The sequence below is a fragment of the Enterococcus sp. DIV0546 genome (assembly GCF_051712785.1).
Taxonomy (GTDB): Bacteria; Bacillota; Bacilli; order Lactobacillales; family Enterococcaceae; genus Enterococcus; species Enterococcus faecalis.
Window position 1 is genome coordinate 1,958,460 of record NZ_JBIOPO010000001.1, and the last position, 26,672, is coordinate 1,985,131.

General features: G+C 36.8%; 26 protein-coding genes. 2 read left to right on the forward strand and 24 right to left on the reverse strand.

Annotation, left to right across the window (positions count from 1 at the left end; translation table 11 throughout):
- Position 1: 1 nt before the first annotated feature.
- The 10 genes from glyQ to IGJ24_RS09535 all read right to left on the reverse strand — a co-directional run bounded on the left by glyQ (position 2) and on the right by IGJ24_RS09535 (position 8,850).
- Positions 2-910, reverse strand: a complete 909-nt coding sequence (gene glyQ, locus IGJ24_RS09490; RefSeq protein ID WP_002379669.1) for a glycine--tRNA ligase subunit alpha — start codon at positions 908-910, stop codon at positions 2-4.
- Positions 911-1,551: 641 nt separating this feature from the next.
- Positions 1,552-2,346: a DNA repair protein RecO gene (gene recO, locus IGJ24_RS09495; protein ID WP_002374343.1), complete on the reverse strand. Its 795-nt coding sequence runs from the start codon at positions 2,344-2,346 to the stop codon at positions 1,552-1,554.
- An 82-nt stretch (positions 2,347-2,428) separates the two neighbouring features.
- The gene (gene era, locus IGJ24_RS09500; protein WP_002359745.1) at positions 2,429-3,331 is read right to left on the reverse strand and encodes a GTPase Era; all 903 of its coding nucleotides are present in this window, start codon (positions 3,329-3,331) and stop codon (positions 2,429-2,431) included.
- Positions 3,332-3,344: 13 nt separating this feature from the next.
- Positions 3,345-3,746: a diacylglycerol kinase family protein gene (locus tag IGJ24_RS09505; protein WP_002382764.1), complete on the reverse strand. Its 402-nt coding sequence runs from the start codon at positions 3,744-3,746 to the stop codon at positions 3,345-3,347.
- On the reverse strand, positions 3,730-4,209 hold the full coding sequence (gene ybeY / locus IGJ24_RS09510; protein ID WP_002356745.1) for an rRNA maturation RNase YbeY: 480 nt from the start codon (positions 4,207-4,209) through the stop codon (positions 3,730-3,732). Before ybeY ends, IGJ24_RS09505 begins: the two co-directional genes overlap by 17 nt.
- Complete coding sequence (locus IGJ24_RS09515) at positions 4,209-6,407, reverse strand: HD family phosphohydrolase (protein ID WP_002356744.1); 2,199 nt, start codon at positions 6,405-6,407, stop codon at positions 4,209-4,211. Before IGJ24_RS09515 ends, ybeY begins: the two co-directional genes overlap by 1 nt.
- A gap of 28 nt (positions 6,408-6,435) precedes the next feature.
- The gene (locus IGJ24_RS09520) at positions 6,436-7,350 is read right to left on the reverse strand and encodes a PhoH family protein (protein ID WP_369810298.1); all 915 of its coding nucleotides are present in this window, start codon (positions 7,348-7,350) and stop codon (positions 6,436-6,438) included.
- Between the two features lie 242 nt (positions 7,351-7,592).
- On the reverse strand, positions 7,593-8,042 hold the full coding sequence (locus IGJ24_RS09525; RefSeq protein WP_002356741.1) for a GatB/YqeY domain-containing protein: 450 nt from the start codon (positions 8,040-8,042) through the stop codon (positions 7,593-7,595).
- A gap of 25 nt (positions 8,043-8,067) precedes the next feature.
- Positions 8,068-8,244, reverse strand: a complete 177-nt coding sequence (gene rpsU, locus IGJ24_RS09530; protein WP_002356740.1) for a 30S ribosomal protein S21 — start codon at positions 8,242-8,244, stop codon at positions 8,068-8,070.
- A gap of 165 nt (positions 8,245-8,409) precedes the next feature.
- Positions 8,410-8,850 (reverse strand): Fur family transcriptional regulator, encoded by a 441-nt coding sequence (locus IGJ24_RS09535; RefSeq protein ID WP_002387080.1) that lies wholly within the window; start codon positions 8,848-8,850, stop codon positions 8,410-8,412.
- Between the two features lie 98 nt (positions 8,851-8,948).
- On the opposite strand from IGJ24_RS09535, the gene IGJ24_RS09540 reads away from it, so the two are divergent.
- Positions 8,949-9,806: a pyruvate, water dikinase regulatory protein gene (locus IGJ24_RS09540; protein WP_002389973.1), complete on the forward strand. Its 858-nt coding sequence runs from the start codon at positions 8,949-8,951 to the stop codon at positions 9,804-9,806.
- 41 nt (positions 9,807-9,847) lie between these two features.
- Here the strand turns inward: IGJ24_RS09540 and thrB are convergent, their stop codons facing one another.
- The 9 genes from thrB to IGJ24_RS09585 all read right to left on the reverse strand — a co-directional run bounded on the left by thrB (position 9,848) and on the right by IGJ24_RS09585 (position 18,935).
- Positions 9,848-10,711 (reverse strand): homoserine kinase, encoded by an 864-nt coding sequence (gene thrB / locus IGJ24_RS09545; protein ID WP_289865750.1) that lies wholly within the window; start codon positions 10,709-10,711, stop codon positions 9,848-9,850.
- Positions 10,708-11,763 carry a threonine synthase gene (thrC, locus tag IGJ24_RS09550; RefSeq protein ID WP_002356733.1) on the reverse strand — a complete coding sequence of 352 codons (1,056 nt, stop codon included), beginning with the start codon at positions 11,761-11,763 and terminating at the stop codon, positions 10,708-10,710. The genes thrB and thrC overlap by 4 nt, the downstream gene beginning before the upstream one ends.
- A 2-nt stretch (positions 11,764-11,765) precedes the next feature.
- Positions 11,766-13,058 (reverse strand): homoserine dehydrogenase, encoded by a 1,293-nt coding sequence (locus tag IGJ24_RS09555; protein ID WP_129193693.1) that lies wholly within the window; start codon positions 13,056-13,058, stop codon positions 11,766-11,768.
- Positions 13,059-13,109: 51 nt separating this feature from the next.
- Positions 13,110-13,418, reverse strand: coding sequence for an ArsR/SmtB family transcription factor (locus tag IGJ24_RS09560; RefSeq protein WP_002382758.1), 309 nt, complete (start codon positions 13,416-13,418; stop codon positions 13,110-13,112).
- Between the two features lie 116 nt (positions 13,419-13,534).
- Positions 13,535-14,317, reverse strand: a complete 783-nt coding sequence (gene proC, locus IGJ24_RS09565; RefSeq protein WP_289865749.1) for a pyrroline-5-carboxylate reductase — start codon at positions 14,315-14,317, stop codon at positions 13,535-13,537.
- A 106-nt stretch (positions 14,318-14,423) separates the two neighbouring features.
- Positions 14,424-16,148, reverse strand: a complete 1,725-nt coding sequence (locus IGJ24_RS09570) for a phospho-sugar mutase (protein ID WP_129193695.1) — start codon at positions 16,146-16,148, stop codon at positions 14,424-14,426.
- Positions 16,149-16,268: 120 nt separating this feature from the next.
- On the reverse strand, positions 16,269-17,720 hold the full coding sequence (locus tag IGJ24_RS09575) for a PLP-dependent aminotransferase family protein (protein WP_289865747.1): 1,452 nt from the start codon (positions 17,718-17,720) through the stop codon (positions 16,269-16,271).
- A 190-nt stretch (positions 17,721-17,910) separates the two neighbouring features.
- A complete protein-coding gene (locus tag IGJ24_RS09580) occupies positions 17,911-18,543 on the reverse strand; it encodes a hypothetical protein (protein WP_129193697.1) in 633 nt (210 codons plus the stop codon).
- Between the two features lie 14 nt (positions 18,544-18,557).
- The gene (locus IGJ24_RS09585; RefSeq protein ID WP_129193698.1) at positions 18,558-18,935 is read right to left on the reverse strand and encodes a hypothetical protein; all 378 of its coding nucleotides are present in this window, start codon (positions 18,933-18,935) and stop codon (positions 18,558-18,560) included.
- 123 nt (positions 18,936-19,058) lie between these two features.
- Here IGJ24_RS09585 and IGJ24_RS09590 point away from each other — a divergent pair, with 123 nt between their 5' ends.
- Entirely contained in the window at positions 19,059-20,705 is a 1,647-nt protein-coding gene (locus tag IGJ24_RS09590) for an ABC transporter transmembrane domain-containing protein (RefSeq protein WP_129193699.1), read from the forward strand.
- 582 nt (positions 20,706-21,287) lie between these two features.
- On the opposite strand, the gene IGJ24_RS09595 is transcribed toward IGJ24_RS09590, so the two are convergent.
- The 5 genes from IGJ24_RS09595 to guaD form a co-directional block, all read right to left on the reverse strand.
- Complete coding sequence (locus IGJ24_RS09595; protein ID WP_129193700.1) at positions 21,288-22,316, reverse strand: permease prefix domain 1-containing protein; 1,029 nt, start codon at positions 22,314-22,316, stop codon at positions 21,288-21,290.
- Positions 22,313-22,645, reverse strand: a complete 333-nt coding sequence (locus IGJ24_RS09600) for a PadR family transcriptional regulator (protein WP_002356722.1) — start codon at positions 22,643-22,645, stop codon at positions 22,313-22,315. The genes IGJ24_RS09595 and IGJ24_RS09600 overlap by 4 nt, the downstream gene beginning before the upstream one ends.
- Before the next feature lie 160 nt (positions 22,646-22,805).
- Entirely contained in the window at positions 22,806-23,783 is a 978-nt protein-coding gene (gene guaC, locus IGJ24_RS09605; RefSeq protein ID WP_002362677.1) for a GMP reductase, read from the reverse strand.
- Between the two features lie 141 nt (positions 23,784-23,924).
- Complete coding sequence (locus IGJ24_RS09610; protein ID WP_002359736.1) at positions 23,925-25,256, reverse strand: nucleobase:cation symporter-2 family protein; 1,332 nt, start codon at positions 25,254-25,256, stop codon at positions 23,925-23,927.
- A 3-nt stretch (positions 25,257-25,259) separates the two neighbouring features.
- The gene (gene guaD, locus IGJ24_RS09615) at positions 25,260-26,645 is read right to left on the reverse strand and encodes a guanine deaminase (RefSeq protein ID WP_129193701.1); all 1,386 of its coding nucleotides are present in this window, start codon (positions 26,643-26,645) and stop codon (positions 25,260-25,262) included.
- Positions 26,646-26,672: the final 27 nt, after the last annotated feature.

A 26,672-nucleotide genomic window follows, 5' to 3' on the forward strand; every position in this document is an offset into this window, starting at 1 on the left:
GTTATTCTGCCTCCTTGGATACACTTTGATCTTTATTTAATAATGGGAACCCTAATTTTTCACGTTCAGCCACAAAAATTTTCGCTACGGAACGAGCCATATTCCGAATGCGGGCTAAATATCCTGCACGTTCTGTTACAGAGACAGCGCCGCGAGCATCTAATAAATTGAATGTATGGCTACATTTTAAAATATAATCATAGGCTGGATGAACTAAGCTTTCTTCAATACAGCGTTTAGCTTCTTTTTCAAATTTGTCAAAGTTTTCTAAAAGCATTTCTTGATTACTAATTTCAAAGGAATATTTTGAATGTTCATATTCAGGTTGCACAAAAATTTCACCATATTTAACGCCTTGTGTCCATTCTAAATCATAGACACTTTCGACTTCTTGGATATATGATGCTAAGCGTTCTAACCCGTAAGTAATTTCAGAAGTGACAGGATGACATTGTAAGCCGCCAACTTGTTGGAAATACGTAAATTGGGTAATTTCCATGCCATCTAACCAAACTTCCCAACCTAAACCAGCACAGCCCATTGAAGGATTTTCCCAGTTATCTTCTACAAAACGAATGTCATGTTCTAATGGATCAATTCCTAATAATTTCAAACTTTCTAGATAAAGTTCTTGGATATTTTCAGGAGAAGGCTTCATTACAACTTGGAATTGATGATGTTGGTATAGACGGTTCGGATTTTCGCCATAGCGTCCATCAGCTGGACGACGAGAAGGTTCTACGTAGGCAGCATTCCATGGTTCAGGTCCAATGGCACGTAAAAACGTGTAAGGACTCATGGTGCCGGCTCCCTTTTCTGTATCATAGGCTTGCATTAACATACAGCCATTAGATGACCAAAATTTTTGCAAGGTTAAAATCATTTCTTGTACGGTTAACTTGTTTTTCATTGTTTTCCTCCTTGGAATATTTTTTATAGACATAGGGATTGGCTTTGCTTCGGGAATGTAAATTTAAAAAGGGCTGCAGAGAACCAATTTTGTAGAATGGGATAATTTTTATGCTGTTCATCATCTACTCTGTCGCCTTTGCGCCAATTGAGCTTTTTTGAATAAACGTTACTATTTTTTCTTTTGGTGTTAACTGTTTGCTTTTTTTATTCGGTTACAACGTTCCCTTTGGTCACCTTGTGCTGTTCATCATCTGCTCCATGTTTTTGGCTAAGCAGTTTGTTTTAACACAGAGGTTACAACGTTCCTTTCAGTCACCTTGTGCTGTTCCACATCTGCTCTGACACTTTGTGTCAGTCGCAGTGAGGAACATGCAAAAAGTCCCCATGCCTATTAATAGACATAGGGACGAATAATTATCGCGGTTCCACCCTACTTCCGATGTGTTCATCGGCAGCTTCGTTTGTCGTACTCCAAAGTGCCTTTCAAAAGTTCCGTGTTTCTGGCTCCCACTCTCCCAGATTCGCTTAACAGAGGGTTCTTTTTACTTCTCTTTTTCTTCGTACGTATTTAACTTCTCTATCATAATACGGTGTCTGAGGGAAGTTGTCAAATTTTTTTTTAGAAAAACGTCTGCTTGTTTATGTTTCTTTTTCTTCCTTCTTTCGTGGTGGAATTTTTAACGTATTTTCCCACGTTTTCATTTGATCAATAAATTTTTTGCTTTTTAAGTGCAACCCGACATATTCATCGTATAACATATCAATCGTTTCTCGAATACTTTTCTTAGTTTCTTCTTTTACTTGAATGTTTTGGACTTTTTCATAGGAGACTTGCGAAAATAAGCGAATAAAATGAATTGCTCTAGGATCTGCATGGTAGCGCTGTTCATCTAAATGCCAATGTTTTTCACAAAGCACACCGCTATATTTTGAGGAATAATCAAATTTCCCTTGTGTTTCGCCACAAGCCACACAATGATGCCATTCTGGTCGTACACCAAACCGTTCCAACAATTGAATTTCAAAAATATTTGTAATGATTTCCGGATCTTTTTGCTCATTTAAAGCGGATAATGCCATGTGGGTAAATTGAAATAAATTAGGGTCATAGTGCTGATCTTCAATTGCTGCATCGACTAAGTTTAAAATATATGTTCCGTATGCGTTAATAAATATGTCTTGTTGAATGTTTCGAAAAGGTTGAACTTCTTTGCTGCTATTGAGAAAAGATAAGCCTTCTTCTCTAAAGTTTCCGATGTAGACGGCTTCTGTAAATGGCAGAATCGCTGGCAAAAGAGGATTATTTTTTCGATGCGCACCTTTCACAAAAAACATCAATTTTCCATAGGATTCTGTAAAAATTTTGACGAGTTTATCCTTCTCTTTAAAATCCTTCGTAAATAAAATAATGCCTTTGGTCTCCCCTAATGCCATTCAATTCACTTCCATTTCTTATGTAAATTAGTGTAGTGTTTGGAAAGTTCGTTTATACACTCGCTTCCCAAACACTACTTTCTTAATATTCTTCTTTGCGATAACCAAAATCTTGTAAATAGATTTTTTTGTCACGCCAGTCTTTTTGGACTTTTACCCAAAGCTCCAAATACACTTTGTCATCTAATAAATATTCGATATCTTGACGCGCCTTGGTACCAATTTGTTTCAGCATTTTTCCGCCTTTGCCAATGATGATGCCTTTTTGACTGTCCCGTTCCACAATAATGGTTGCTTGAACATGGACTTTATCGTTTTCATCTCGTTTCATTGAGTCCACAACGACAGCGACAGAATGAGGAATCTCATCTCTTGTTAAAAGTAACACCTTTTCACGAATTAATTCAGAAACGATAAAATATTCTGGATGATCCGTAATTTGGTCATCAGGGAAATACTGTGGTCCTTCTGGCATTTGCTCAACGAGAACATCCATTAAATGCTCAAAATTGTTTCCTTCAGTGGCAGAAATGGGAATAATTTCTTTAAAGTCCATTTGTTTCGAATAGTCTTCAATAATACTCAATAAATCATCTGGATGGACTTTGTCAATTTTATTAATAATCAAGTAGACTGGACTATTATTATTTTTCAATCGTTCAATAATAAAGTCGTCACCTTTCCCGCGTTTTTGATCAGCACTTACCATAAATAAAGTAGCATCTACTTCACGCATCGCATTGTAGGCACTTTCCACCATGAAATCGCCTAAGCGGTGTTTAGGTTTGTGAATCCCTGGAGTATCGATAAAAACAATTTGTGCTTCAGGAATTGTATAAATTCCTTGAATCTTATTACGAGTTGTTTGTGCTTTGTCACTCATAATTGCAATTTTTTGGCCGACAATTCGATTTAACAATGTTGATTTTCCAACATTTGGTCTGCCGACAATGGCTACGAAACCAGATTTATGTTCAGTTGTCATTGTATTTCTCCTCTTATTTCCACATTTGAATGATTTGTAAAATTTTTGGTACAAATAGAATTAGTCCTACTAGCACTGCGAAACCGGCTGTTAATAAAACAGCTCCTGCGGCCATGTCTTTGACTTTTTTTCCGATTGGATGAAAGTGAAAATCCGTAAACATATCTACGACATTTTCAAAAATTGTGTTGATAATTTCTGCCAACCAGACAAGAAAAACGGCCAATAACAACCACAGCCATTCAGCAAGTGTTAAGGAAAACAAGAAACCAAACACAATGGCCGTGACGCCAAACGCCACATGTTTACGCATATTACGTTCTTCTCGAAAAACTGTTTTGATTCCTTGCCAGGCAAATTCTAATGAATTAATAAAATGTTTATTTTTTCCTGTTTGCTCATCTTTTAAGGCCATACGCATCTAAAATCTCTTTCTGTAAACCAAACATTTCTTTTTCATCTTCAGGTTCCATATGATCGTACCCATTCAAATGTAAAAAGCCATGTACTGCCAAAAAGCCCATTTCTCGTTCCAATGTGTGCCCATATTCAACTGCTTGTTCTGCTGCTCGCTCTGTTGAAATAATTAAATCACCTAGATTCCGTGGTAGCTCTGCCAACTCTTCATCATCAAAAATAATTGGCAATTCGTCTTCCCCTTCATCCTCTAAAGCAAAACTGATGACATCTGTAGGCATATCTTTGCCCCGATAGTCACGATTAATCACTTGGATACCTGCGTTATCTGTAAAAGTCACCGACATCTCCGTATCTTCGGCAATTTCTAGAAAACCCGCTGCAAATTGCAGCAAGTTTTCGATTTCTTTGATTTCTTCTGTTGGTACTTTCTCGGTTTCATCAATGAAAGTAATATCCATTAGTCATCTCTCTTTTCTTGTTCATCTTTCATTTCTTCTGCTTCAGCTTTCATTTTTGGATACTTAATCCGTGAATGGAAGGTACTGCATAATCCATTAATTAATGATTTTTCAATGATGCGAATCTCTTTCATCGTTAACCCGCATTCATCTAATTGGCCATCTGAAATTCTGTCTTGAATCACATTATGCACAAAGGCTTGAATTTTTTCGTTGGTCGGATGATCCATCGCCCGCACAGCAGCCTCACAAGTATCAGCAATACTCACAATCCCTGCTTCTCGTGTTTGTGGACGTGGTCCAGGATAACGGAAGTCGGATTCTTTAATTTCAGGATTGCGTTCTTTTGCTTTCACATAGAAAAATTTCATCAATGTTGTGCCATGATGTTGACGACAAATGTCAATCACCATTTGCGGCATATTGTACTCTTCTAAAATTTTGGCGCCATCAATTACGTGGCCAAAAATAATTTGTTTACTATCTTCTGGTAATAAAAAGTTATGTGGATTTTCTGCACCAGCAGGTAAGTTTTCCACAAAGAAATTGGCGTGTTTAATTTTGCCAATGTCATGGTAATAACAAGCAACTCGTGTTAATAGCGACCGCCCGCCAATCTCAGCAACAGCGTTAGCACTCAAACTAGCCACCATCATGCTATGATGATAGGTACCTGGCGCTTCTTCTAACAGTTGTTTTAACAACGGATGGTTCGGATTACTTAATTCATTTAAGACAATCATACTATCATCGGTCACTAATAATTCGATATATGGATGCAAGCCCATTGTTGCTAAAAATGAAAGTACCGTTCCTGCACTTGCACAAATTAAAGCTGTCCACGTTTTACCATCTGTTAAACTCATCCCTTGATAAATCATTAAGACAACCGCCATGAAAACAGGAAAGACCACTACCCACATTAAAGCTGGGAAAACTTGCTCACTCATCCGTTTCCGTTTAACAACTGTTGCTAGAAATCCTGAGAATAAGTACATAATCAGAATAACCGTCAACGAGTTTGTACCAATAGAATTATAAAAGATAAATAATGCAAAAACGACTTGGAAAATGGCAGCGATTATCCCTGAACGACGATTCACAAAATGATTTAGAATCAGCGGCGCAAAGGCTGCTGGATAGAACAAGGGAATATACATCAACTGCTCTGTTTGGAAAATCTGGAAGAATTTCATTAAAATAACACTGATTAGCATAGCACCCGTGTAAAAGATAATAAACGAGCGTTGTCGTGAAGGCTCAGTCACTTGTTTTGTAAAGAAAATCAACACTTCAACTTGAAGTAAAATAGCTAATGCTAATGCCACCATTGGAAAAATAGAGGTATTTTGACTAGTCATTCCTAGTAGCTCAAGTTTTTCGACCGCTTTTGCATCAATTTGAGTACCTTCACGAACAATAATTTCGCCTTGATAAATCATTGCGGGTTGGACAGCATTCATCGCTTTTTGGCGTAGCTCTTCTGTTCGTTTTTCATTGGCAATATCGTTTACCACAATCCCTTGGTTAACAATGTAACGAATGACTTGTTGCATGGTACTCGTAATATCTAAGTATTGAATTTTACCGTTAGCTTCTTGGCGAATTTTATCTAAATCAGATTCTCGAACGTGATTTTGCATTGCGTCGTCCACCAACATCAAACTTTCTGAACGAACCTTATCCAATTGCTCAGAGGTTAATGTAAAGATTGTTTGATAAAAAACATTAGGAAAACTTTGATAAAACGTAACTTCATCTTGCGGTAAAGATTCAAACAATGATTTTAAGCTAGCTACTCGTTCTTCCACGGTCGGCGCAGGAATCGTTTCTTCCTTTTTGGCCTTCGCTTGCTTATTGCTGTACTCTTTGTCTACTTTTTCATTCGCAGAATCAATCAATTTAAATAATTTATCAATACGATTATGTTGGACAGATGCCGTATCTTCTTGATAAATATATTCGGGTGTGACAGCTTCTGCTGCCAATTTTTTTCTTTGTTCTGTTTCGTAGGTATTCTCGATATTTTTATTTGCACGAATGGTTTTCTCGGCCAGTTGACCTTCTTTAATTTCTACTCTTTTCTGATGGACACTGCCAAACATAATCATAAATAAAAGAAGAGAAAAAACGGCTAATAAAATAGGTAAATAGGCTTTACCTAAACGATCCCCTAACTTTGTAAGTACTTTTTTCAAAAGGTACTTTCACTCCTTCCCTAACTGCTTAGGAATGCTTTTGTTGTTCTTTTTCATAGGCTTGAATAATTTGTGCTACAACCGGATGACGCACAACGTCACTGGCTTCAAAATTTACAAAGGCAATTTTTTCAATGTCTTTTAACGTACGCTCGGCGTTAACTAAACCACTTGTTACACCACGTGGCAAGTCAATCTGACTAGTATCTCCATTAACAATCATTTTTGAACTAAACCCTAAACGAGTTAAAAACATTTTCATTTGGGCAACCGTGGTATTTTGTGCTTCATCTAAAATGACAAAAGCATCATCCAATGTACGACCACGCATATAAGCAAGCGGGGCAATTTCAATAACGCCGCGTTCCATTAAACGATTTGTATGATCCATACCAAAAATTTGATACAAGGCATCGTAAACTGGACGTAAATAAGGATCGACTTTTTCTTTTAAGTCACCTGGTAAAAAGCCCAAGCTTTCGCCAGCTTCCACCGCTGGACGAGTTAAAATAATTTTTTGTACTTCGCCTTTTTTTAAAGCTGCTACCGCCATCACCACGGCTAAAAAGGTTTTTCCTGTCCCCGCAGGTCCCACCCCGAAAATGACGTCATGAGTTTTAACTGCATCGATATATTTTTTTTGACCAACATTCTTAATTCGGATGGCCCGACCATGATGGTCCTTCATAATTTCTTCTTCATACATGGCAATAAACGCCTCTAAATTTCCAGCTTTGGCCATTTTTAAAGCAGAAACGACATCTGGCGTATGCACTTTGATGCCTCGTTGAATTAATGTTTGTAGCGCTCTTAACACGGAAGCGACTAACTCTACCTCTGATGATTCGCCAATTAACTGAATAACTTCACCACGACTATTAATCGTTACGTGGGTATTCTCTTCTAAAAATTTGATATGTTTATCATGTGTTCCTAAAAGCATGTGTGCATCATCAGAATCAGTAAGTATTAATTCCAAAGATTTTGACTGATTATCTGTCAAAAAACGTCCATCTCCTTTATTATATAGTCCTTTACAATGATACCACATTCTTATCTGTTTAAAAAGAAGTCGTACCTGATTTGACTTTGAAAGTCAAAAAAGAGAAAACCGTAAAAAGCTGCCGGTTTTCTCTTTGCATAAAAAAACTAGGACAGTATCCTGTCCTAGTTTCGATAACGCTCTTAGTTTTCTTGTAATAATTCTTTCACAATTGCGTTAACTTGGTTGCCATCGGCTTTGCCTTTGACTTTCGGCATCATAGCGCCCATCACTTTACCAAAATCTTTTGGTGAAGTGGCGCCAGTTTGCGTCATTACCTCTTGAACTAGTTGACGAATTTCTTCCTCCGTTAGTTGTTGAGGCATATATTTTTCAACAATTGCTATTTCAACTTTTACTTTTTCAACAAGATCGTCGCGTCCCGCCTTTTCAAACTCTGATAAAGAATCTTTTCTCTGTTTCATCTCACGAGACAATACAGTGAGTTCTTCTTCTCCGTTCAATTCACGGCCCGCTTTAATCTGATCATTTTGAATGGCAGTCTTTAACATACGAAGTACGGCTAAAGTTTCTTTGTCTTTAGCTTTCATCGCTGTTTTAATGTCGTCATTCAATGTGGTTAGCAATGACATACCACCAACTCCAATTCATTCAAAACTAGAATTTTTTACGTTTTCTAGCTGCTTCAGATTTTTTCTTACGCTTTACACTTGGTTTTTCGTAGAATTCACGTTTACGTGATTCTTGTAAAGTACCCGCTTTTGAAACGGAACGTTTGAAGCGACGAAGAGCATCATCAAGAGATTCGTTTTTACGAACGACTGTTTTTGACATGTTATTCCCTCCCTCCGAGCTTAAAAAGTAACCGTTTTTCTTATTTGTGGGAAAAACCCACAAATTAAAATACTGTCCTTGTTATATTATAGCTAAAGCATAAATAACCGTCAACCACTCTACTGATAAAATACGAAATTTTTGTTTGATTTTTCGTCTTATTCGCTATTTTTCGCAACAATCGGCACAACGACCAAGTATTTCAAAGCGATGTCCTTCAATTGAACAACCTTTTAACTGTTCTTCAAAAAAATTCATAGGACACATGTGAATTTCTTCCGTTTTGCCACAAACCGTACAAATAAAGTGATGATGATGTTCCACCTCTTGGCAACAACGGAAGCGAAACTTTTGTTCGCCATTTAATTCTGTTTTTTCTAGCAATTCTAAGCGCTCAAAGTCATGCAAGTTACGATAAACCGTATCATAACTGACTCCTTTAAAGGTTTCATTCATAAATTCATACACTTCACGTGCAGAAACATACCGATTTCGCTTAATCAAATAGCTCATCAGTAATTCTCGTTTTTTAGTATATTTTAATCCACTGGCTTTCATGGTTTCTAAGGCTTGTTCAATATTGGTTTTTACTGGTGCCATCGCCATTTCCTCCCTCACCAACCTAAATCAGAATCATTACGAAATAGATTCTGGACTTATGGTATAATAAAATTATTAAAAATGCAAGAAAGGACTTACCCTCTATGACTATTTCTGAAGAAAAAAAATGTGTGACGATTTTTGTCATCTCAGATTCTGCTGGCGAGACCGCTTCAAAATTGGCGGCTGCTTCAATGGCCCAGTACCCCACTGTTGATTTTACTTTGATTAGACGAACATTCGTTAAAGACGAAGATAAACTGGTGCAAGCGTTAGAAGATGCCAAAAAAGCAGAAGCCATGGTGCTTCATACTATTATTAATGATCACCTCGTGGCGATTGCTAATCAATTTTTCAATGAGCATCAATTGTTCCATTTTGACATTTTGACACCACCAGTTGCGGAAATCGAACGATTAACAGGTGTCGCGCCCATGCGGGAACCAGGTGCCTTACATCATCTGAATGAAAATTATTTTAAACGAATTGAAGCAATGGAATTTGCTGTCAAATATGACGATGGCAAGGACCCACGAGGCTTTTTAGAAGCGGATGTGTTACTTCTTGGCGTTTCCCGAACTTCTAAAACACCGCTAAGTCTCTTTTTAGCCAACAAGAACTTAAAAGTTGCTAATTTGCCACTAATTCCTGAAGCACATTTACCGAAACAATTATTCGAAATGGACCCTAAAAAAATTGTTGGCTTAACCAATGATCCCAATGTTTTAAACGGGATTCGTAAAGAACGAATGCGCGCATATGGATTGCCTGAAAATACTTCTTATTCAGATATTGAAAAAATTCGGCGAGAACTGGCTTTTGCTAATGATCTTTATCAAAAATTAGGTTGTATCGTTATTGATGTCGCTTCTCTTTCAATTGAAGAAACTGCCTCAATGATTCTTAATGCTTTGAACTTAGAAGATCATAGTTATTATTCCACGGAAACAGCCGAGGATTAAAAAAAACGAGAAAAAATCACTAGTGATTTTTTCTCGTTTTTTTAAAAGACTTGAACGCCTTCTTGATCAATATTGAAAATTTGGATGCTCGCTTTGATAGATAATTTCTCCAAACTTTGAACAATTTCGTTGGTTCGTTCTTCTGGCGACAAGATTAGCACAGTAGGACCAGCACCGCTTAAGAAAGAGCCATAAGCACCTTTTTGCTGAGTTAAACGACGAATTTCTTTTAAGTGAGGAACCAATGAACGACGATACGTTTCATGCCATTTATCTTGTTCCATCATTTTGCCTGCTAAAGGTAAATCTCCGTTTAAAATTGCGGCAATCATAACATTGGCAATTGAGCTGGCCGCGACCGCTTCTTTATAAGTCAATTTTTCGGGCAAAACAGCGCGACTTTTTTCGGTAAATAATGGTTCCTCTGGAATAAATGCAATGACATCACACATTGGAAAGTGATGTTTGACATGGTAGACTTGGTTTTCTACATGGCTAGCCACCACGAAATCTCCTAAAATAGCTGGGGCAACATTATCCGGATGTCCTTCCATCTCTGTGGCCAAACGAACTTTTTCTTTAGGGGACAAATTTAAATGTGCTAGTCGGTTAGCTAATTCAATGCCTGCTACAATCACACTTGAGCTACTGCCTAGTCCTCTTGCAAGGGGAATGTCAGAAACCATCCGAATAACTTTTGGTGTTAATTCTGGTGCAATTTTCAATGCCGTTTGAATTAATAAATTCTCTTCATTAGTAGGAATCTCTTCTCCCAAAGTATGTTGAATTTCCCAAAATTCACTTTCACCTAAAACGTTGATTGTTAAATAAGCGGATAATGCAATGCCACATGAATCAAAGCCAGGTCCTAAGTTGGCACTAGTGGCAGGTACTCTTATTTTCATAGTGTTGCGACTCCTTTTCGTAAGTGCAGACGCATTTCTTCCACGTCACTCATTTTTGAAATAGCTACTTCTGTCTCCATTGCTGTATCAGGATCTTTCAGTCCGTTACCAGTAAAGACTGCCACGACGGTTTCACCTGCTTTGATTTTACCGCTTTTAACATGTTGAATAACTCCAGCTAATGAGGCAGCCGAACCAGGTTCAATGAAAACCCCGTCTTGAGCAGCAATTTTTCGGTAAGCCGTTAAAATTTCTTGATCTGTCACGGCATCAATGAAACCACCCGATTCATCGCGTGCCTGTTCTGCTAATTGCCAACTAGCAGGATTCCCAATCCGGATCGCTGTTGCCACGGTTTCAGGTTGCTCAATCACTTGGCCTTTCACGATCGCTGCGGCACCTTCTGCTTCAAAACCATGCATTCTTGGTAAAGTTGTTCCTTGTTTTTCATGCCATTCTTTAAAGCCTTTCCAGTAAGCGGAAATATTGCCGGCATTTCCAACTGGAATCGCTAAGACATCGGGCGCTTGACCTAATTGTTCACAAACTTCAAAAGCTGCTGTCTTTTGCCCTTCTAAGCGATAAGGATTCACTGAATTAACTAGCGCAACTGCCTCAGTTTTCGCAATCTCTCGCACCGCTTTTAATGCTTCATCAAAGTTACCTGGAATCGAAATAATGTCCGCCCCATACATAATAGCTTGCGCCAATTTTCCCAGTGCGATTTTACCTTCTGGAATCACTACATACGCTTTAATGCCTGCTCTTGTGGCATACGCAGCAGCGGCGGCACTAGTATTTCCTGTAGAAGCACAAACAATCGCTTTGGCACCTTCTTCTACCGCTTTTGCTACAGCCATCACCATCCCGCGATCTTTGAATGAGCCGGTGGGATTTAAGCCTTCGTATTTTCCATATAATTGAATACCTAATTCTTTGGATAAATTAGGTAAAGGAATCAGTGGCGTATTTCCTTCGGCTAAAGAAATCATTGGTGTTTTTTCTGTTACGGGCAAATACGCTTGATACTGTTTTAACAAACCTTCATACATGTTTACTCATCTCCTATAACCTTCATTACATTTAATAACTGAAAGGCTTCCGTATTTTGAATAGCTGTCACAACTTGTTGCATTTGTGCTTTTGATATCTGGTGTGTAATGGCAACAATTCTTGCTCGCTGTCCATCTGATTTCTGTTGAACTAATTGATCAAAGCTGACTTCTGCTTTAGTCATTAATTGCGTCAACTGCAAAAATTGTCCTGGTGTATCTGGAACATCTAATGAAAAATAGTACTGCCCAAATACATTTTCGGAACTCGTCAATTGGGTTTTATGTTGATACGAATTGAACATATGGCCAGTCGTTGCCAAGCGAATGTTTTTAGCAATCGTAATTAAATCACTGACAACACTGGTTGCTGTCGGTTTAGCGCCAGCTCCTGGACCGTAATACATTGATTCCCCCACGCCTGCACTTTTTATAAATACTGCATTGTACTCATTCCGAACAGATGCAATAGGATGCTTTTGATTGACTAGCATAGGCGCCACTTCCACCGAGATACTATTCTCATTTTGTTCAGCAGAGCCAATCAATTTGATTTCATACCCCAGTTGTTTAGCCATGGCGACATCATCTAAAGACAATCCGCGAATTCCACGAATATCAACTTGTGGTAATGAAACATTCATCCCAAAAGCAAATTGACTTAAAATAACCATTTTATAGGCTGCATCGATTCCATCGACATCGTTTGTCGGATCCGCTTCAGCAAATCCCAACGCTTGCGCTTCTGCTAAAGCTTCTTCATAACTTTTATCAGCAGAAACCATTTGCGTAAGCATATAATTCGTCGTACCATTCACAATCCCTAAAACTTGTTGAATATTGTCTGCCGCTAAGCTATTAGCAATTGTTCTTAAAATTGGAATCCCGCCAGCAACACTTGCTTCATAATATAAATCACAATGATGTTTTTGGGCTAACGCTACTAATTCACTCCCATGTTGCGCCAGTAAATCTTTATTAGCAGTCACAATATGTTTACCCTTTTCTAAAGCTTTCATGATATACGTTTTGGCTGGTTCAATGGTTCCCATTAATTCCACAACGATTTGAATCTCTTTATCTTCTAAAATATCATCAATTGAAGTTGTTAAAGAAAAACCGTATTCTTCCGCTTGCGCTTGTTTCGTTTCAAGATTTCGGACAAATGCTTTTTCAATGACTACATTCATTCCTGTCACTTGTGAAATTTTCTCTTGATGTTCTTTCAAGAGAGTTAAAACGCCAGTGCCTACAGTCCCTAATCCTAGTAACCCGATCTTTAAGGTATCCTTCATTTTTACCTCCATCAACAGCGCTATTCTAGTTACGCTATTTTTCCCTACTTTTTATCGATGTTCAATATGCTCAAAGGTCTGATTTAAAATATCTATTACATGATGATCATCCAATGTATAAAAAATTGTTTTTCCTTCGCGACGTGCCTTGACAACCCGGCTATCTCTTAATAATTTTAGTTGATGAGAAACGGCGGACTGTTCCATTTCCAATTGTTCACTAATCGCCGTTACGTTATGTTCGCCTTCTTTTAAAAGTAGCAAAATTCTTAAACGTGTTGGATCACTTAATACTTTATATAATTGACTTACTTGTTTGATTTCTTCCATTTGTTTCATTATAGTCGCCTCACTTTGCACTCATTATAACACAGAGTTTTTTAAAATAAGAACTGCGATTGTTCTTTCCTACGAAAAATATGGCACAAAGAAAGTTGGAAAAATGACAAACTTGTCGATTTTCCAACTTTCTTCATCTATTCGTGGTTGGCTTGCTGAACTGCATCCATCACGGCATAACGGAAGCCATTTTTTTCTAGAGCTACGACACCGCGAATCGTACTTCCTCCTGGAGAAGTCACTTCATCTTTCAATGCTCCTGGGTGTGTTTTCGTGTCTAAGGCTAAGGTCGCCGTTCCTTTTATCATTTGAGCGACAATTTCATAAGATAAGTCCCTTGGTAACCCTTCTAAGACTGCTGCATCTCCCAATGCTTCCATAAAGATATCAACAAAAGCTGGACTGCAACCAGCCACAGTACCAAAAGTTTCCAGTTGCGCTTCACGAATTTCTTTGACTAACCCTAAAGTAGCAAGAAGTTCCATTACCAGGTCCTTCGTTTGGCCTTCAATTGTTGGTGCCAAGGCTATGCCAATCACACCCTGATTCACGCTAACTGGTGTATTAGGAATGGCATGAACAACTTTGGCTTCTTTATTGCCAAGGGCCATTTGTGCTTCTTGTATGGTATGACCTGTTGCAACAGAAATCAATAGACTTTCGTTGGAAAAATGAGGGGCTAATTCCTGAAGGACAGGTAACACGACCTTTGCTCCTGTCGCAATAAAAATAACCTTACATTCTTGGAAAAGTGCATAATCTGTGACAAGTTGAAAGCCCCACTCTTTTTGAAGTGCTTCTGCGGTTCCACTTGAGCCGCCTTTCACATATAAATGTTCCTTCTTGACTGCCTCAGCTTTCAGTAACCCTTTAATCATGGCACCGCCCATACTGCCAGCACCGATAAAGCCAATTTTCATAGCATTCCCTCCTTAGTTAAATAAAGTGTTTGTGTCAAAAGTCAATTAGCTTTTGACACAAACACTAACATTCGTACTTTTTTCCGTACAGCCTGTTTCGTTTATTTTATTTTGTTAATTCATTAACGACTGCTTCAAACGCAGCAATTTTTTCAGAAGCTTCTGAACTACTTGTTGCTTTTGTCGCTAGATAGAATTTAATTTTTGGTTCTGTTCCTGATGGTCGGATAGCAATCCAACTGCCATCTTCTAAATGATATTTCAGCACATCAGAAGGAGGCGTTTGTAATTGTTCTGTTTGACCATCTGCAAAAGTGCGTGTTAATTCTTTAAAATCTTCCGTTTGAGCAACTTGAATCCCGGCAAACTCAGTTGGCGCTTGTTCACGACATTTTGCCATTAAAGCTTTGATTTTACCGCTGCCTTCAATTCCGCTCATTGTTACGGAAATAGTTTTTTCTTCAAAGTAACCAAATTCTTCAAAGATATCTTGTAAGCCATCGTATAATGTTTTTCCTTGTTTTTTATAGAAAGCCGCTACTTCTGCTAATAAAACTAACGCTTGAATTGCATCTTTATCACGAACAAAAGGTTTCACTAAGTAACCATAACTTTCTTCAAAACCAAACATAAACGTTTGACTGTGGTCTTCTTCGTATTGTTGAATTTTTTCAGCAATAAATTTGAAACCTGTTAAAACATTAAACATCTTCGTATTATATTTCTCAGCAATCGCTGTAGCAAGTTCACTAGAAACGATTGATTTTAGAACCGCAGCATTTTGAGGCAACGTGCCTGCTTGTTGATGGGCTTCTAAAATATAATGAATCATAATTGAACCTAATTGATTTCCTGTTAATACTTGGTAGTCTCCGTTTGGCATCCGCACAGCGGCACCTAAACGATCAGCATCTGGATCTGTTGCAATCAATAAATCAGCGCCTTCTTTTTCCCCTAAACGAATTGCATATTCGAAAGCTGAATGTTCTTCAGGGTTTGGTGACTTAACTGTAGTAAAGTCAGGATCAGCAACGGCTTGCTCAGGTACTAAAACAAATTTTTCAAAACCGGCTTGTTTTAATGCCTTTTCTCCTAACATTTTCCCAGTTCCATGTAAGGGAGTGTAAACTAATTTTAATTCTTTACCCATTTCGTTAATTAATTCTTGATTAATCGTAACTGTTTTAATTTCTTTCAAATACGCATTATCGACTTCTTCACCAACAATGTTAATTAAACCGCTGTGGGCAACTTCTTCATCTGATAAGACATCAATTTTCAAAGGATTTTCGATACTACGAACATATTTAGTTAATGCATCTGCATCAGCTGGCGGCATTTGACCACCGTCTTCACCGTAGACTTTGTAACCATTATAGGCAGCTGGATTGTGAGAAGCCGTAATCATGATTCCCGCAAAAGCTTTAAAGTAACGGACCGCAAAAGATAATTCTGGTGTTGGTCGTAAGCTTTCAAACACAAAAGAAGGAATATCATGTTTAGCTAATGTTTTAGCTGCTTCCATTGCAAATTCTGGAGACATATGACGTGAATCATAGGCAATAGCTACACCGCGACGTTTTGTTTCAGGATCTTGCGTATCCATAAAACGTGCAAGTCCTTCTGTTGCTTGACGAACCGTAAAGATATTCATCCGATTAATACCGGCGCCTAAAATCCCGCGCATCCCGGCAGTCCCAAATTCTAATGGTGCGTAAAATGCATCTTCACATTTTTCAGGGTCTGTATTTAAGTTCTTTAATTCATTTTTTAAATTTTCTGGAATATTTTCTTCATTTAACCATTGTTGGTAAACTTGTTCCCAAGACATGGAAAACACCTCATTTGTTTTTTTGTTTTTACTTTTTAAGTATAGCATTGGATATTCGTTTAGAAAAGGGAAGTTGTAGCGTTTTCTCTCAGCAAATGATTTTTATAAGAAAAATCTTACTTAGTGTTCTATTTTTGTTTGTCTATTTTCAGAAAGCTGTCGTGTAATCCGTACCATTCGCTCACAAAAAAGAGGCATTTCTTCTGGTGAAATTCGGGAACAGTTCAAGCGAATACTTCCACGTTTTTCACTAAAAGCTACACTTGGTGCTACCAAAACACCTTCTCGTAAAAACACTTGCCAATCTTCTGGCTTAAGTGCCCCTTGACGCCAATGTGCCCATAAATAAAAGCCGCCTTTTACTGGCGAAACTTCCCATTCTGACAACGATTTAAATACTTGATATACAGCTGTTGCTCGTTGTTCCACTTGTTTATTTAATAACGTAATTTTTTCAGAAAAAGAAGGATCTTCAATCGCCATTTTAGCGAGCATCTGCGGAAAAATACTCAACGAAACATCCATCATTTTTCTGGCTTCTGCAATTTGTTTCGTCACGGAGGCGGGCGCACTTAACCAACCAATTTTCGTGGTCGAACCTAAAATTTTTGACAACGAACCGATATACAAGACATTATCTGGATCTAATTTTTTTAAAGGAGGAATTTCTGTTTTCGGGATAAAACTTAACTGCCCAAAAACATCATCTTCTAAAATAGGAACTTGATACGTTTGACAGACTTTCACAAGCTGTTCTCTTTTTCTTAAAGGCATCACTGTCCCAGTCGGATTTTGAAAGGAAGGATTAACCATAACCATTTTGATGCGATGTTGTCGGATTGTTTGTTCTAGCGCTTCAAGATCAATCCCTTCATCTGTCATGGGTACACCAAATAAGCGCACACCAGCAGCTTGGAAAATTGGTAAGGCATAGAAGAAAGATGGATCTTCTACAGCAACACTATCTCCTTGTCTCAATAAAACTTGCAAAACTAAAAAAAGTGCTTGTTGCGCACCTGAAGTAAGCAATAAACTTTCACTTGGTAAATGAAGCTGATATTCCGTTGCTGTAATGGCTTGGATTTCTTTTCTTAACGGCAAATAACCTAATTCATCTTGTGCTTCCTCTTTTAAAAATTGTTTCCAATTTAATGCTGGAAAATCGAAACTGGGAATTAAGTCTAACGGCAACTCGCCTGTATACATATCTAAGTCAGTCGGCAAATTTTGTTTAGCACGTAACTCAATCTCTGCCACCAAGGGATGAACTTGTTTGAACACATTTTGTTCTAAATAACGATGCCAATCCGTTCGTGGCGTCATCATTACCCCCCATTTTCCTTCGTTGACAATCGTTCCGCTCCCTCTTTTTCGCACAATCCAGCCTAAGTCCACCAGTTCATCTAATGCATGAACAACGGTTGAACGATTGACAGACAAGTATTCTGCCAGTTTACGTTCCGAAGGGATTTTTTCGCCTGGTAATAATTCGCCTGTTTGAATCTTTTGAACAATCATTTCCATAATACTGCGATAAATGGGAACATTTTGTTCTTTTTTAAGTTGCCACATAGCCATCACCTCAACAATTGGATGAGTTAAAAGTAATCCAGTTCAATGCTTTTGTCAATCGAAAATACAAGAAAAAGGCACTGAAACTAAGTTGACCCCCAAAAGTTAGATTTCTAGGTCTTTTGGGGGTCGGCTTACTAATTGCTTCTTTTTAAGTTGATGATTTTTGCGAACATAACTATCTATATGTTTAATTCGTTTGTAAGATAGTCTTTTTGAGATAATTGTAATAATCCATTTCTTTTAACTCATCTGAAGTGACAATATCAATACGAGTACCATTGATGTCAATGACACTATTGTTTGTAATAACACTATTCTCTATTTGTATGGCTAAATCTTTCGTTTTAGATAATAATAAGGGATCTCTTTTTTTTATAGCTGTGCGAATGGATAAAAAGTTTATACTAGGGATAGGAATATTGCCTTCTTTAAATTTACTTTTGGTTATTTCATTTTTCCAGAATTTTCCGAACATTATTTGTTCACTTGAGTATAAATATTTAACCATATAGTGTGGCCAACTAATGATAGTTTCCCAATCTAAATTTATACTTTTTTCGAGCTCTACATCGAAAATAATATTTAGTGTATAAAAAGGAATAGAGTCTTTAGTCAATCGAGAACGATTAAATCTGAAGAGCTCAATTTTTTCTAAAAAGTAATAGAATAACTCTTCAGATATTTTTTCGGGATCAGTTGTTTTTAAAAGAAAAACATCAGTTTTAACGAGTTTTTTTCTATTAGCAGATTCAAGGTACGGGCAATAGTCATATGTTTTTTCTACATATTGTTCAAATAATTTTTTTAAGTTATTTTTCATAAGGTTGAACCTCCTTATGTGTGTAAATTTGCTGGTTTGCAATCCCAGGACATTTTGACAATCCCATTTTTGATGTATTCTTCATAAGCTTTTTCATTGAAAGTACCAGATGAGTCAATAAACCAAATAATGTTTAACTTCCCATACTTTTGTTCATAGTTTTTAACCCATGTAAATTCATCAACGCCACCACTAGGTTCATGTTTTAATAGAGTTCCAGCATGTTGTAAACAAAACTTTTCATATGTTTCAGGATCATTTAACATAGCATGCCATTCTTCGTCAATAAAACTGTTAGGCATCATAAGGTCAGGGACATTCTCACCAGCAAGTGCAAAAAACTTTCCTAATTCTTTTAGTGCGGCTTCTTTTTTCACTAATAATTCGACCATAAAAATTTACTCCTAAACATTTTAATATAATTAAATTTGTTACAATTTTATTATAATTTATTTGTAATTGATTAGCAACTGTTTTATAATTTAATAACAAAGAATGACGAAGGAGCGATATATATGGGGAAGAGCAGAAAAATAGATATAGAAATAGTAAATGAGTATAAAAGCGTGAAAACAATACAATTAAAAGCAATTATTTCTATAATGGTACGGACTGTATTAAACTTATATATAATTTTTTCTATACAAAAACTCGTGGATTATATCGTAAAAAAAGAAGATACAATGAATAATAAAGAAATAATTATTTTAATTTTTTTAGTTATTTCATATAGCGCATGTATATATCTATCTCAATATCTTCTTCGTTTGCTGTTTTTTACGGGAAATTATGCATTAAATAATTTTTTATTTAAAAGTATTTTAGAAAAGAGTGTATTATATTTTGAAAAAAACTCTTTAGGAGAAATAATTTCTAAAATAACGTCAGATAGTATCTTAATATCTGATTGGATGTCCCAAGGAAAAGTAATGTTAGTCACACAAATTTTTATATTAATAAGCAGTGTAACAGTTCTTATTTATTATAGTTATGAAATCGCAATAATATTAAGTGTACTATTGTTTGTTTGCTTTTTTTTGATACATAAAATAAGTCAAACAATGAGCACACTTACTAAGTATGATCAAGAATTAAAAGGCCGCATTTTTCAAAAAATGACACAATCAGTTTCTGGCATTTATGATGTCAAACAATTTTCAATGGAAAAATATTTTTCAAAAGAAATTGAAGTGGACTTATTTCAAAAAAGATTGCCAGTAAGTAAAAAAATAGCGTTATACTTTTCTCTATATGTGGGAACTTCTGCTTTTGTCGCAATGGTCTTACCACTTCTAGCATTATTATTAGCTAGTTATTTAGCAAGTTTAAACCTTATTTCTGTTGGATCGATAATTGCTATATATTCTGTCAGTAGAATGTTGGACGAACCTATACGAGTAATTGCAGATCAAATTAGTAGTAAAAATTTAGCAATTAAAACGCAAGAAAGAATAAAAGATATCTATCAAGAAAAATCTACTAGTAATTTTAAGAGTCAGGAAAGAGATATTCCTAAGTTTAATAGTATGAAGTTGGCTATTAAAGAATATAAGTATTCCGATACAAGCAATCCTGTTATTAAGAATCTGGATATGTTGATTAGTAAAGGAGAACTAGTAGTAATCAAAGGGCCTAGTGGCAGTGGGAAATCTACTATAGGAAACTTACTTATGAATCAAATTTCCCGTGAATATTTAATAGGAGATGTTTTATGGAATGGGGAAGAAATAGAAAATTTCTATGAAAAATTATATTATCAAAAAGCAAATAAGATGGATCAAAACGTATTTTTATTTGAAGGTACGATAAAACAAAATTTAACATTATTTAAAGAGTATTCTGAAAAAGAATTGTTAGAGATTGTAAGGCTCGTTGGATTAGATACTTTAATTAACGAAAAAGGATGGAATTATTTAATTGAAAATAATGGAGGAAATATTAGTGGTGGTCAAAAACAACGCATAAGTTTAGCAAGAGTGTTATTAAGAAAACCAGAATTTCTCATTTTAGATGAACCTACGAGTTCATTGAATAAGGACTTATCTACAAATATAGCATTGAGAGTAACTTCATATTTAAAACGAAATGATTTAACAACAATAGTTATCACTCATAAAGATGAATTTGATGAATATTCTGATAAGATAGTGACATTTGAATGAGGTTAATAACTTTCAAAGTAAAATTGATTTGTAAAATTAAGAAACTGAATACGCGAAAACTCGAAAGGATAAAACGATGGTAGTAGTGATAAGCCTTGACTTGATGGCAAGACGGTAGCCCCACTGGAAGTTCTACAAGATAGAGCACAATGTAAAGAAAATAAAAAAAGTTAGGAGAAAAACTTTTAATTTTCTGAATATATAAAAAGAGGCTGCCTACTAGTGATTGGAATAATATTTTAGATAAACTAAAATCAGCTTTTGAGCGTGGGGCAAAAATCCAAAGTGATTTTTACCCCACGCTCTTCCTAAACCTATTGATATTACACTTATTTCAGCTGCTTTTATTAAATCAGCTGCTTTTAAAATTAATAATCGACCTAGAAAATGTCTATATCGGAAAGTACTTTATAAATTTTTTTATACCGCTTCGTTGTATACTGATGATTTTCGAAAAATTTTGTCCGCATCTTTGCTAGCCTTTTCATCTTCAAAACATACTTTGATATTTCTCCTTTGTAAGAAGAAAGTTCAAATTTTTAGACACCCTCAATTTTCTGTTTTACTATTAACAGGTTTGTCTCAATGTTTGTGTAAAAATGCTTGGATGGTGTTATAAAAGATTCCTGCGAACATAAAGATTAACCAACTAAACCGCCAATCCCCTAAAACAAAACTAATAAATAGATAGAGTGCCACAACTAAGGGCCAATAAACGGATGCAATAATTGCACCGACAGGATTTCCCACAGGTCCTTCCTCTGTTTTTGTTTGTTGAGGGGCAAAATCAGGATGACCAACATGTTCTGAATAAAAATAAGTTTCATTCAACAATTTATTAAAACTTCCTTTAATTACTCCACCAAATATAAACAAGAAGACGCCAATCGATACTAAAAAGAAGAGCCAACTAATTCCCATCGTTCCATTATAATATTGTCCCCCCATCATTTGATGCATGGAACGGCGCATCATCAGATGAAGGCCACTACTAAAGACAACAACTGGGATTAAACCCAAAATACAAAAAACGACGCCCGCTGCCATACAAAAAATAAATGATCGTTGAAAACTTTGTTCTCTTTGTGCAACTTCTTTTTTTAACTTAATCGGAATCAATCGTTGCCCCAGCTGTTTGTCCATTGCAACAAACCGATTACCAGCAACAATAAATAATGGAACGCCGATTGCCACACCTATGAAAAGACAAACTAAACCAAGACCGTTAGAAAGAACACCACGCATACCAACCAGCAAGCCAACACCCACCATGATTGCAACAACACCAAGGCCAATTTGAATAGCACCTTTACGTTGGACAGCTAAATAGTCAAGTCCTTCCTCCACTGAAATTTCTGGCAAACCGTTCATTGAATCGTTTGTTTCATCCACTTGTTTATTTTCTAAATTCAATTCTTCCATTAATTCATCAATAGTACCAAATTCAGAAATAATTGTACCAATTGCTTCATTTTCCGATTTTCCTTGGCTGAGCAAATCTTCATAACGATCCTCAGCATTTGCTAATAAGTCCGCCTTTAATTGTTTTGTTTCAGTTGTTTCAACAACGCCTGAAAATAAGCTATCAATAAATTCTTCTATAATTTTCATTTTCCCATCTCCTTTACAAATGCTTCGACGACGTCTTTTGTTACTTCCCATTCTAGTAACTTTTCCTCTAAATAACGCTCTCCTGCATGGGTTATTTGATAATAGGTCCGCTTTTTGCCATGCGTTACTTCTCCTGGAAATGATTCAATGTAGCCATTTTTCTCTAAACGTGTAAAAGCAGAATAAAGTGTCGTTTCTTTAATCGAATATTGTTCTTTAGAAATTTCACGAATGCGTTTAGAAATCGCATAACCATATGAAGCGCCGGATTGTAAGATTGAGAGAATAAAGGTATCGTTGTATCCTCGAATTGCATCACTACCAATCACATAAATTCCTCCCTCAAGTACTTCAACTATCGTACTACGTCTGTCGTTGTAATTATCTTAACACGATTACTACGATAGGTAAAGTAAAAAAACACGTAATGCAGAAATCAATTTAATTTCTGCACTACGTGCTGTCTTCTTTTCAGTCTATAGTTGACTGTTAAATGGTATCACCATTAAAAATAGAATTTTTTACAATCACATAATCAACTTTACGAATCGCTTCTAAATCACGACCTCCCGCGTATGAAATGGAAGATTGTAAATCTTGTTGCATTTCGACTAAAGTATCTGCCAACTTCCCTTTATGGCGTAACCAGATTTTTTTCCCTTCAACGTTTTTCTTTTCGCCTTTTTGGAATTCAGAGGCGCTACCAAAGTATTCTTTGTAAACAACACCATCTTCCACTTTTGTTTCACCTGGTGATTCTTCATGTCCAGCAAATAATGAACCAATCATGACCATAGTTGCCCCAAAACGCACAGATTTTGCAATGTCTCCATGGGTCCGAATCCCACCATCTGCAATAATTGGTTTCCGAGCAGCTTTGGCACACCAACGTAAAGCCGCTAACTGCCAGCCACCTGTCCCAAAGCCAGTCTTAATCTTAGTAATACAAACTTTTCCTGGTCCAATCCCCACTTTGGTGGCATCGGCCCCAGCGTTTTCTAATTCGCGAACGGCTTCTGGTGTTCCAACATTGCCCGCAATAACGAATGTTTCTGGTAAAAATTTTTTTAAGTGTTGAATCATATTAATCACCGCATTTGAGTGACCATGTGCGATATCAATTGTCACGTAGTCAGGAACTAAACCTTCTCGGGCTAACGTTTCAACAAAAGCGTATTCCCCTTCTTTCACACCCACACTAATTGACGTGATCAAGCCTTTTTGTTGCATTTTTTTAATAAATGGCACTCGCGCCTCTTCATCAAACCGATGCATGATATAAAAATAACCATTTTCAGCAAGGGTTTCCGCAATCGTTTCATCAATAATTGTTTGCATGTTCGCTGGAACGACAGGCATTTTAAACGAATGTTTTCCTAAAGTTACTGTAGTATCACATTCAGAACGACTATTCACGATACATTTATTGGGAATTAATTGGACATCTTCATAATCAAAAACTTTCATACTTACTGCCTCCTAGTTATTTACAAAAATAACGTAAAAACCGAACATTCGGTCATTTAACGTTCGTGTTTACAAACACCATTGTTAATTTACACTATTTACCGCCACTTGTCAAAGGCGTTTTAACGAAAATTAATCTTTTTACCCTTCTTGAACGTTTGGTAAAATGGCCTGCAATAAAATAGCAACAATTGAGGCAGTTGCCACGGGTGAACTAAATAAATATTGTAAAAATTGTGGTAGAGTTTCCAAAAACTCTTTTGGTAACAATGTCAACGCTAACGTCATAATAATCGGAACGGCAATTACATACATCTCTTTTTCATGAATTGTTACATCACTCATGACTTTCATTCCACTTACAGAAATGATGCCACAAACAACCACAAAAACACCGCCGATAACTGGTGCCGGAATGGCCGAAATCAAGGTGGAAAGTTTTCCAGATAAGCCAAATAAGACAAACCACGCACCTGCAGCCACAAAAACCTTGCGACTAGCAACTCCAGTGATTGAAATAATCCCAGCATTTGTAGAGTAACTAGTTACTGGCGTGCCGCCAATGAATGAAGAAACTAAGCAACCTAAGCCTTCACCAATTACGCCGCGATTAATTTTTTCTTCGGTCAAAGGTTCAGCGACAACATGACTCACAGCAAACCAAGTGCCTGTTGTTTCCGCCATTAAAACCAGATAAATAACTAACATCGTGGCAATAGCTGACCAATCAAATTGGAAAGAAAAGTTAACTAATGGTAACTGAGGCAAACTAAACCAAGCCGCTTCACTAACGGCTGATAAATCAAGTACCCCTAATAATTGTGCTGCGATGCTCCCAAATAATAATGCCAAAATGACAGAAGAAACGCGGAAAATCCGCCCTTTTTTCAAAGCAGAACCTAAGAGCGCAAAGAAGATCAACGTACCCGCTGCTATAAATGCTAATAAAATATTTTGTCCTAATTCCCCTTTTGCATGGTAAATATTATCCGATAAAGCGACTGGCATTAACGAAAGCCCCACCACAAAAATAATTGTTCCTCCCACAATTGGTGGAACAAATTTAGTGATTAAACGATTAAAGATACCAGTAAATCCTAATATAATAACAACAATTGCCCCCACTAAACTAGCACCTAAAACTGCGCCCCAGCCATTTCCTTGTTGGTTATTGGCAAAATAAATTCCTGCAATTGCCCCGATTGGAATAAATGAAGGGCCTTGCGCAACTGGTAATCTCATACAAAAATGAGATTGAATAATCGTGGCAAGTCCTGCTGCTATGAATGTTGCTTGTATTAAAGAAGACGTTTGTGCTGTGCTAATCCCAATAATTGAAGCAATGATTACAGGTACGACGTACACGTCCATTGCTAAGACATGCTGAATCCCTAACATAGTGGCCTGCCCAAAAGATACTGAATCTTCTGGCCCCACTGTTAAATGAAGATTATTTTGTTTCTTTTCACTCATTTTTTATACTCCTTTAGTTGCTGACATTAAATTTTTATCATGTACTTTTTCACCTTGTACCCAGACTTCTCGAATATTTTCTGGTCGTGCTAAATATAAGATTTTTTGGAAAATATCAAGCAATGATTCCCCTGGATTTTTAGGGATTCGTGCTTGTGACAAGCTTGTATTAATAATTTGAACATCCCAAGCATACCCGTTTTCTAATTTTCCAATTGGTAAACTTAGCGCTTGACCACCACCAGCAGTAGCTAAATAAAACGCTTCATTTACGGTAATCCGTGCTGTTTTAACACCTCGTATTTCTGTTTTTTTTGTAGCATCGACACCATCTTCTAACATTCTAGAAGAAATAACCGCTTGCTTTAAATTGTCAAAAAGACTTGGTGAAAAACCACCTGAAAGATCACTACCTAAACCAACTTCTACTTGATGTTGATGTACTAATTTTGCAATCGGTGTTACTGCATTACCAAAATAAGCATTAGAGATTGGGCAGTGCGCCACAGCCGTCCCTGTTTCATGGAATAAATTCATATCTGCTTCTTCTAAAAAGCCTGCATGTGCCATCACTGCTTTTTCTGTCAATAAACCAAAATCATTCAATGCTTGGGCATCATTTTTTCCAAAACGTTCTTGAACAAATTGATGTTCCCAATCACTCTCACTACAATGACTTTGAACATGGACTTGATATTTCGCTGCTAATTCTCCTAATCCTTTAAGTGCTTCTTCTGTACAACTAGGAATGAAACGCGGAGTTACAACGGGATACACGCCTTGTTTTGTTTGCTGCGCTAATGCTTGAATTTCTTGAATAAACCGTTCCGTTTCTTCTAATGCTTGTTGCGTTGTTTGATCACGATAGTATTCAGGATTCTCATTAAGATCATCCATTACAACTTTGCCAATTAAGCCACGCTGCCCTTTTTCCGCACAAATCTCTGCCAAACGACGGCTGGCTTCATAATGAATGGTTGCAAAATAAAGGGCTGTTGTTGTCCCATTAGCTAACAATTGGGTTACCAATTCATCATAGACTTGTTGGGCAAATGTTAAATCTGCAAATTTGGACTCCAAAGGAAACGTGTACGTATTCAGCCATTCATACAATGGAATATCCAAGGCGGTCCCTGATTGTGCCCACTGAGGTGCATGGACATGTAAATCAACAAAGCCGGGTAAAAGATAAGAATCTTGGGGCAATTCTTGAAAACGTTGCGCCTCTTTTTGTTCTGCTAGCACAGTTTCATACGCTTCAGCATCTGGTTCAATTATTTCCTGAATTACTCCGGCCTCATCTATACAAAAAAGTGTTTCTTCATAAACTTTAATCTCTTGCAAATTTTTACTAGAAAAACCTGTTCCTTTTATTACAAAATGAAACATTTAATACTCCTCCTTACTATCACATGA

Excerpts from the sequence above, each read along its gene's own strand:
- era (WP_002359745.1), bottom strand. The coding sequence starts at position 3,331 with ATGACAACTGAACATAAATCTGGTTTCGTAGCCATTGTCGGCAGACCA.
- IGJ24_RS09580 (WP_129193697.1), bottom strand. The coding sequence starts at position 18,543 with ATGAAAAATAACTTAAAAAAATTATTTGAACAATATGTAGAAAAAACA.
- thrB (WP_289865750.1), bottom strand. The coding sequence starts at position 10,711 with ATGAAAATAAGAGTACCTGCCACTAGTGCCAACTTAGGACCTGGCTTT.
- IGJ24_RS09525 (WP_002356741.1), bottom strand. The coding sequence starts at position 8,042 with ATGTCATTGCTAACCACATTGAATGACGACATTAAAACAGCGATGAAA.
- IGJ24_RS09570 (WP_129193695.1), bottom strand. The coding sequence starts at position 16,148 with ATGTCTTGGGAACAAGTTTACCAACAATGGTTAAATGAAGAAAATATT.
- IGJ24_RS09535 (WP_002387080.1), bottom strand. The coding sequence starts at position 8,850 with ATGGCGATGGCACCAGTAAAAACCAATATTGAACAAGCCTTAGAAACC.
- guaC (WP_002362677.1), bottom strand. The coding sequence starts at position 23,783 with ATGAAAGTTTTTGATTATGAAGATGTCCAATTAATTCCCAATAAATGT.
- IGJ24_RS09585 (WP_129193698.1), bottom strand. The coding sequence starts at position 18,935 with ATGGTCGAATTATTAGTGAAAAAAGAAGCCGCACTAAAAGAATTAGGA.
- IGJ24_RS09595 (WP_129193700.1), bottom strand. The coding sequence starts at position 22,316 with ATGAAAATTATAGAAGAATTTATTGATAGCTTATTTTCAGGCGTTGTT.
- thrC (WP_002356733.1), bottom strand. The coding sequence starts at position 11,763 with ATGTATGAAGGTTTGTTAAAACAGTATCAAGCGTATTTGCCCGTAACA.
- IGJ24_RS09540 (WP_002389973.1), top strand. The coding sequence starts at position 8,949 with ATGACTATTTCTGAAGAAAAAAAATGTGTGACGATTTTTGTCATCTCA.
- IGJ24_RS09590 (WP_129193699.1), top strand. The coding sequence starts at position 19,059 with ATGGGGAAGAGCAGAAAAATAGATATAGAAATAGTAAATGAGTATAAA.
- IGJ24_RS09520 (WP_369810298.1), bottom strand. The coding sequence starts at position 7,350 with ATGCTTTTAGGAACACATGATAAACATATCAAATTTTTAGAAGAGAAT.
- IGJ24_RS09505 (WP_002382764.1), bottom strand. The coding sequence starts at position 3,746 with ATGGCCTTAAAAGATGAGCAAACAGGAAAAAATAAACATTTTATTAAT.
- recO (WP_002374343.1), bottom strand. The coding sequence starts at position 2,346 with ATGGCATTAGGGGAGACCAAAGGCATTATTTTATTTACGAAGGATTTT.
- IGJ24_RS09610 (WP_002359736.1), bottom strand. The coding sequence starts at position 25,256 with ATGAGTGAAAAGAAACAAAATAATCTTCATTTAACAGTGGGGCCAGAA.
- IGJ24_RS09575 (WP_289865747.1), bottom strand. The coding sequence starts at position 17,720 with ATGTGGCAACTTAAAAAAGAACAAAATGTTCCCATTTATCGCAGTATT.
- ybeY (WP_002356745.1), bottom strand. The coding sequence starts at position 4,209 with ATGGATATTACTTTCATTGATGAAACCGAGAAAGTACCAACAGAAGAA.
- glyQ (WP_002379669.1), bottom strand. The coding sequence starts at position 910 with ATGAAAAACAAGTTAACCGTACAAGAAATGATTTTAACCTTGCAAAAA.
- proC (WP_289865749.1), bottom strand. The coding sequence starts at position 14,317 with ATGAAAATTGGCTTTATCGGTGCTGGCAGTATGGGCGGTGCCATGATT.
- guaD (WP_129193701.1), bottom strand. The coding sequence starts at position 26,645 with ATGTTTCATTTTGTAATAAAAGGAACAGGTTTTTCTAGTAAAAATTTG.
- rpsU (WP_002356740.1), bottom strand. The coding sequence starts at position 8,244 with ATGTCAAAAACAGTCGTTCGTAAAAACGAATCTCTTGATGATGCTCTT.
- IGJ24_RS09555 (WP_129193693.1), bottom strand. The coding sequence starts at position 13,058 with ATGAAGGATACCTTAAAGATCGGGTTACTAGGATTAGGGACTGTAGGC.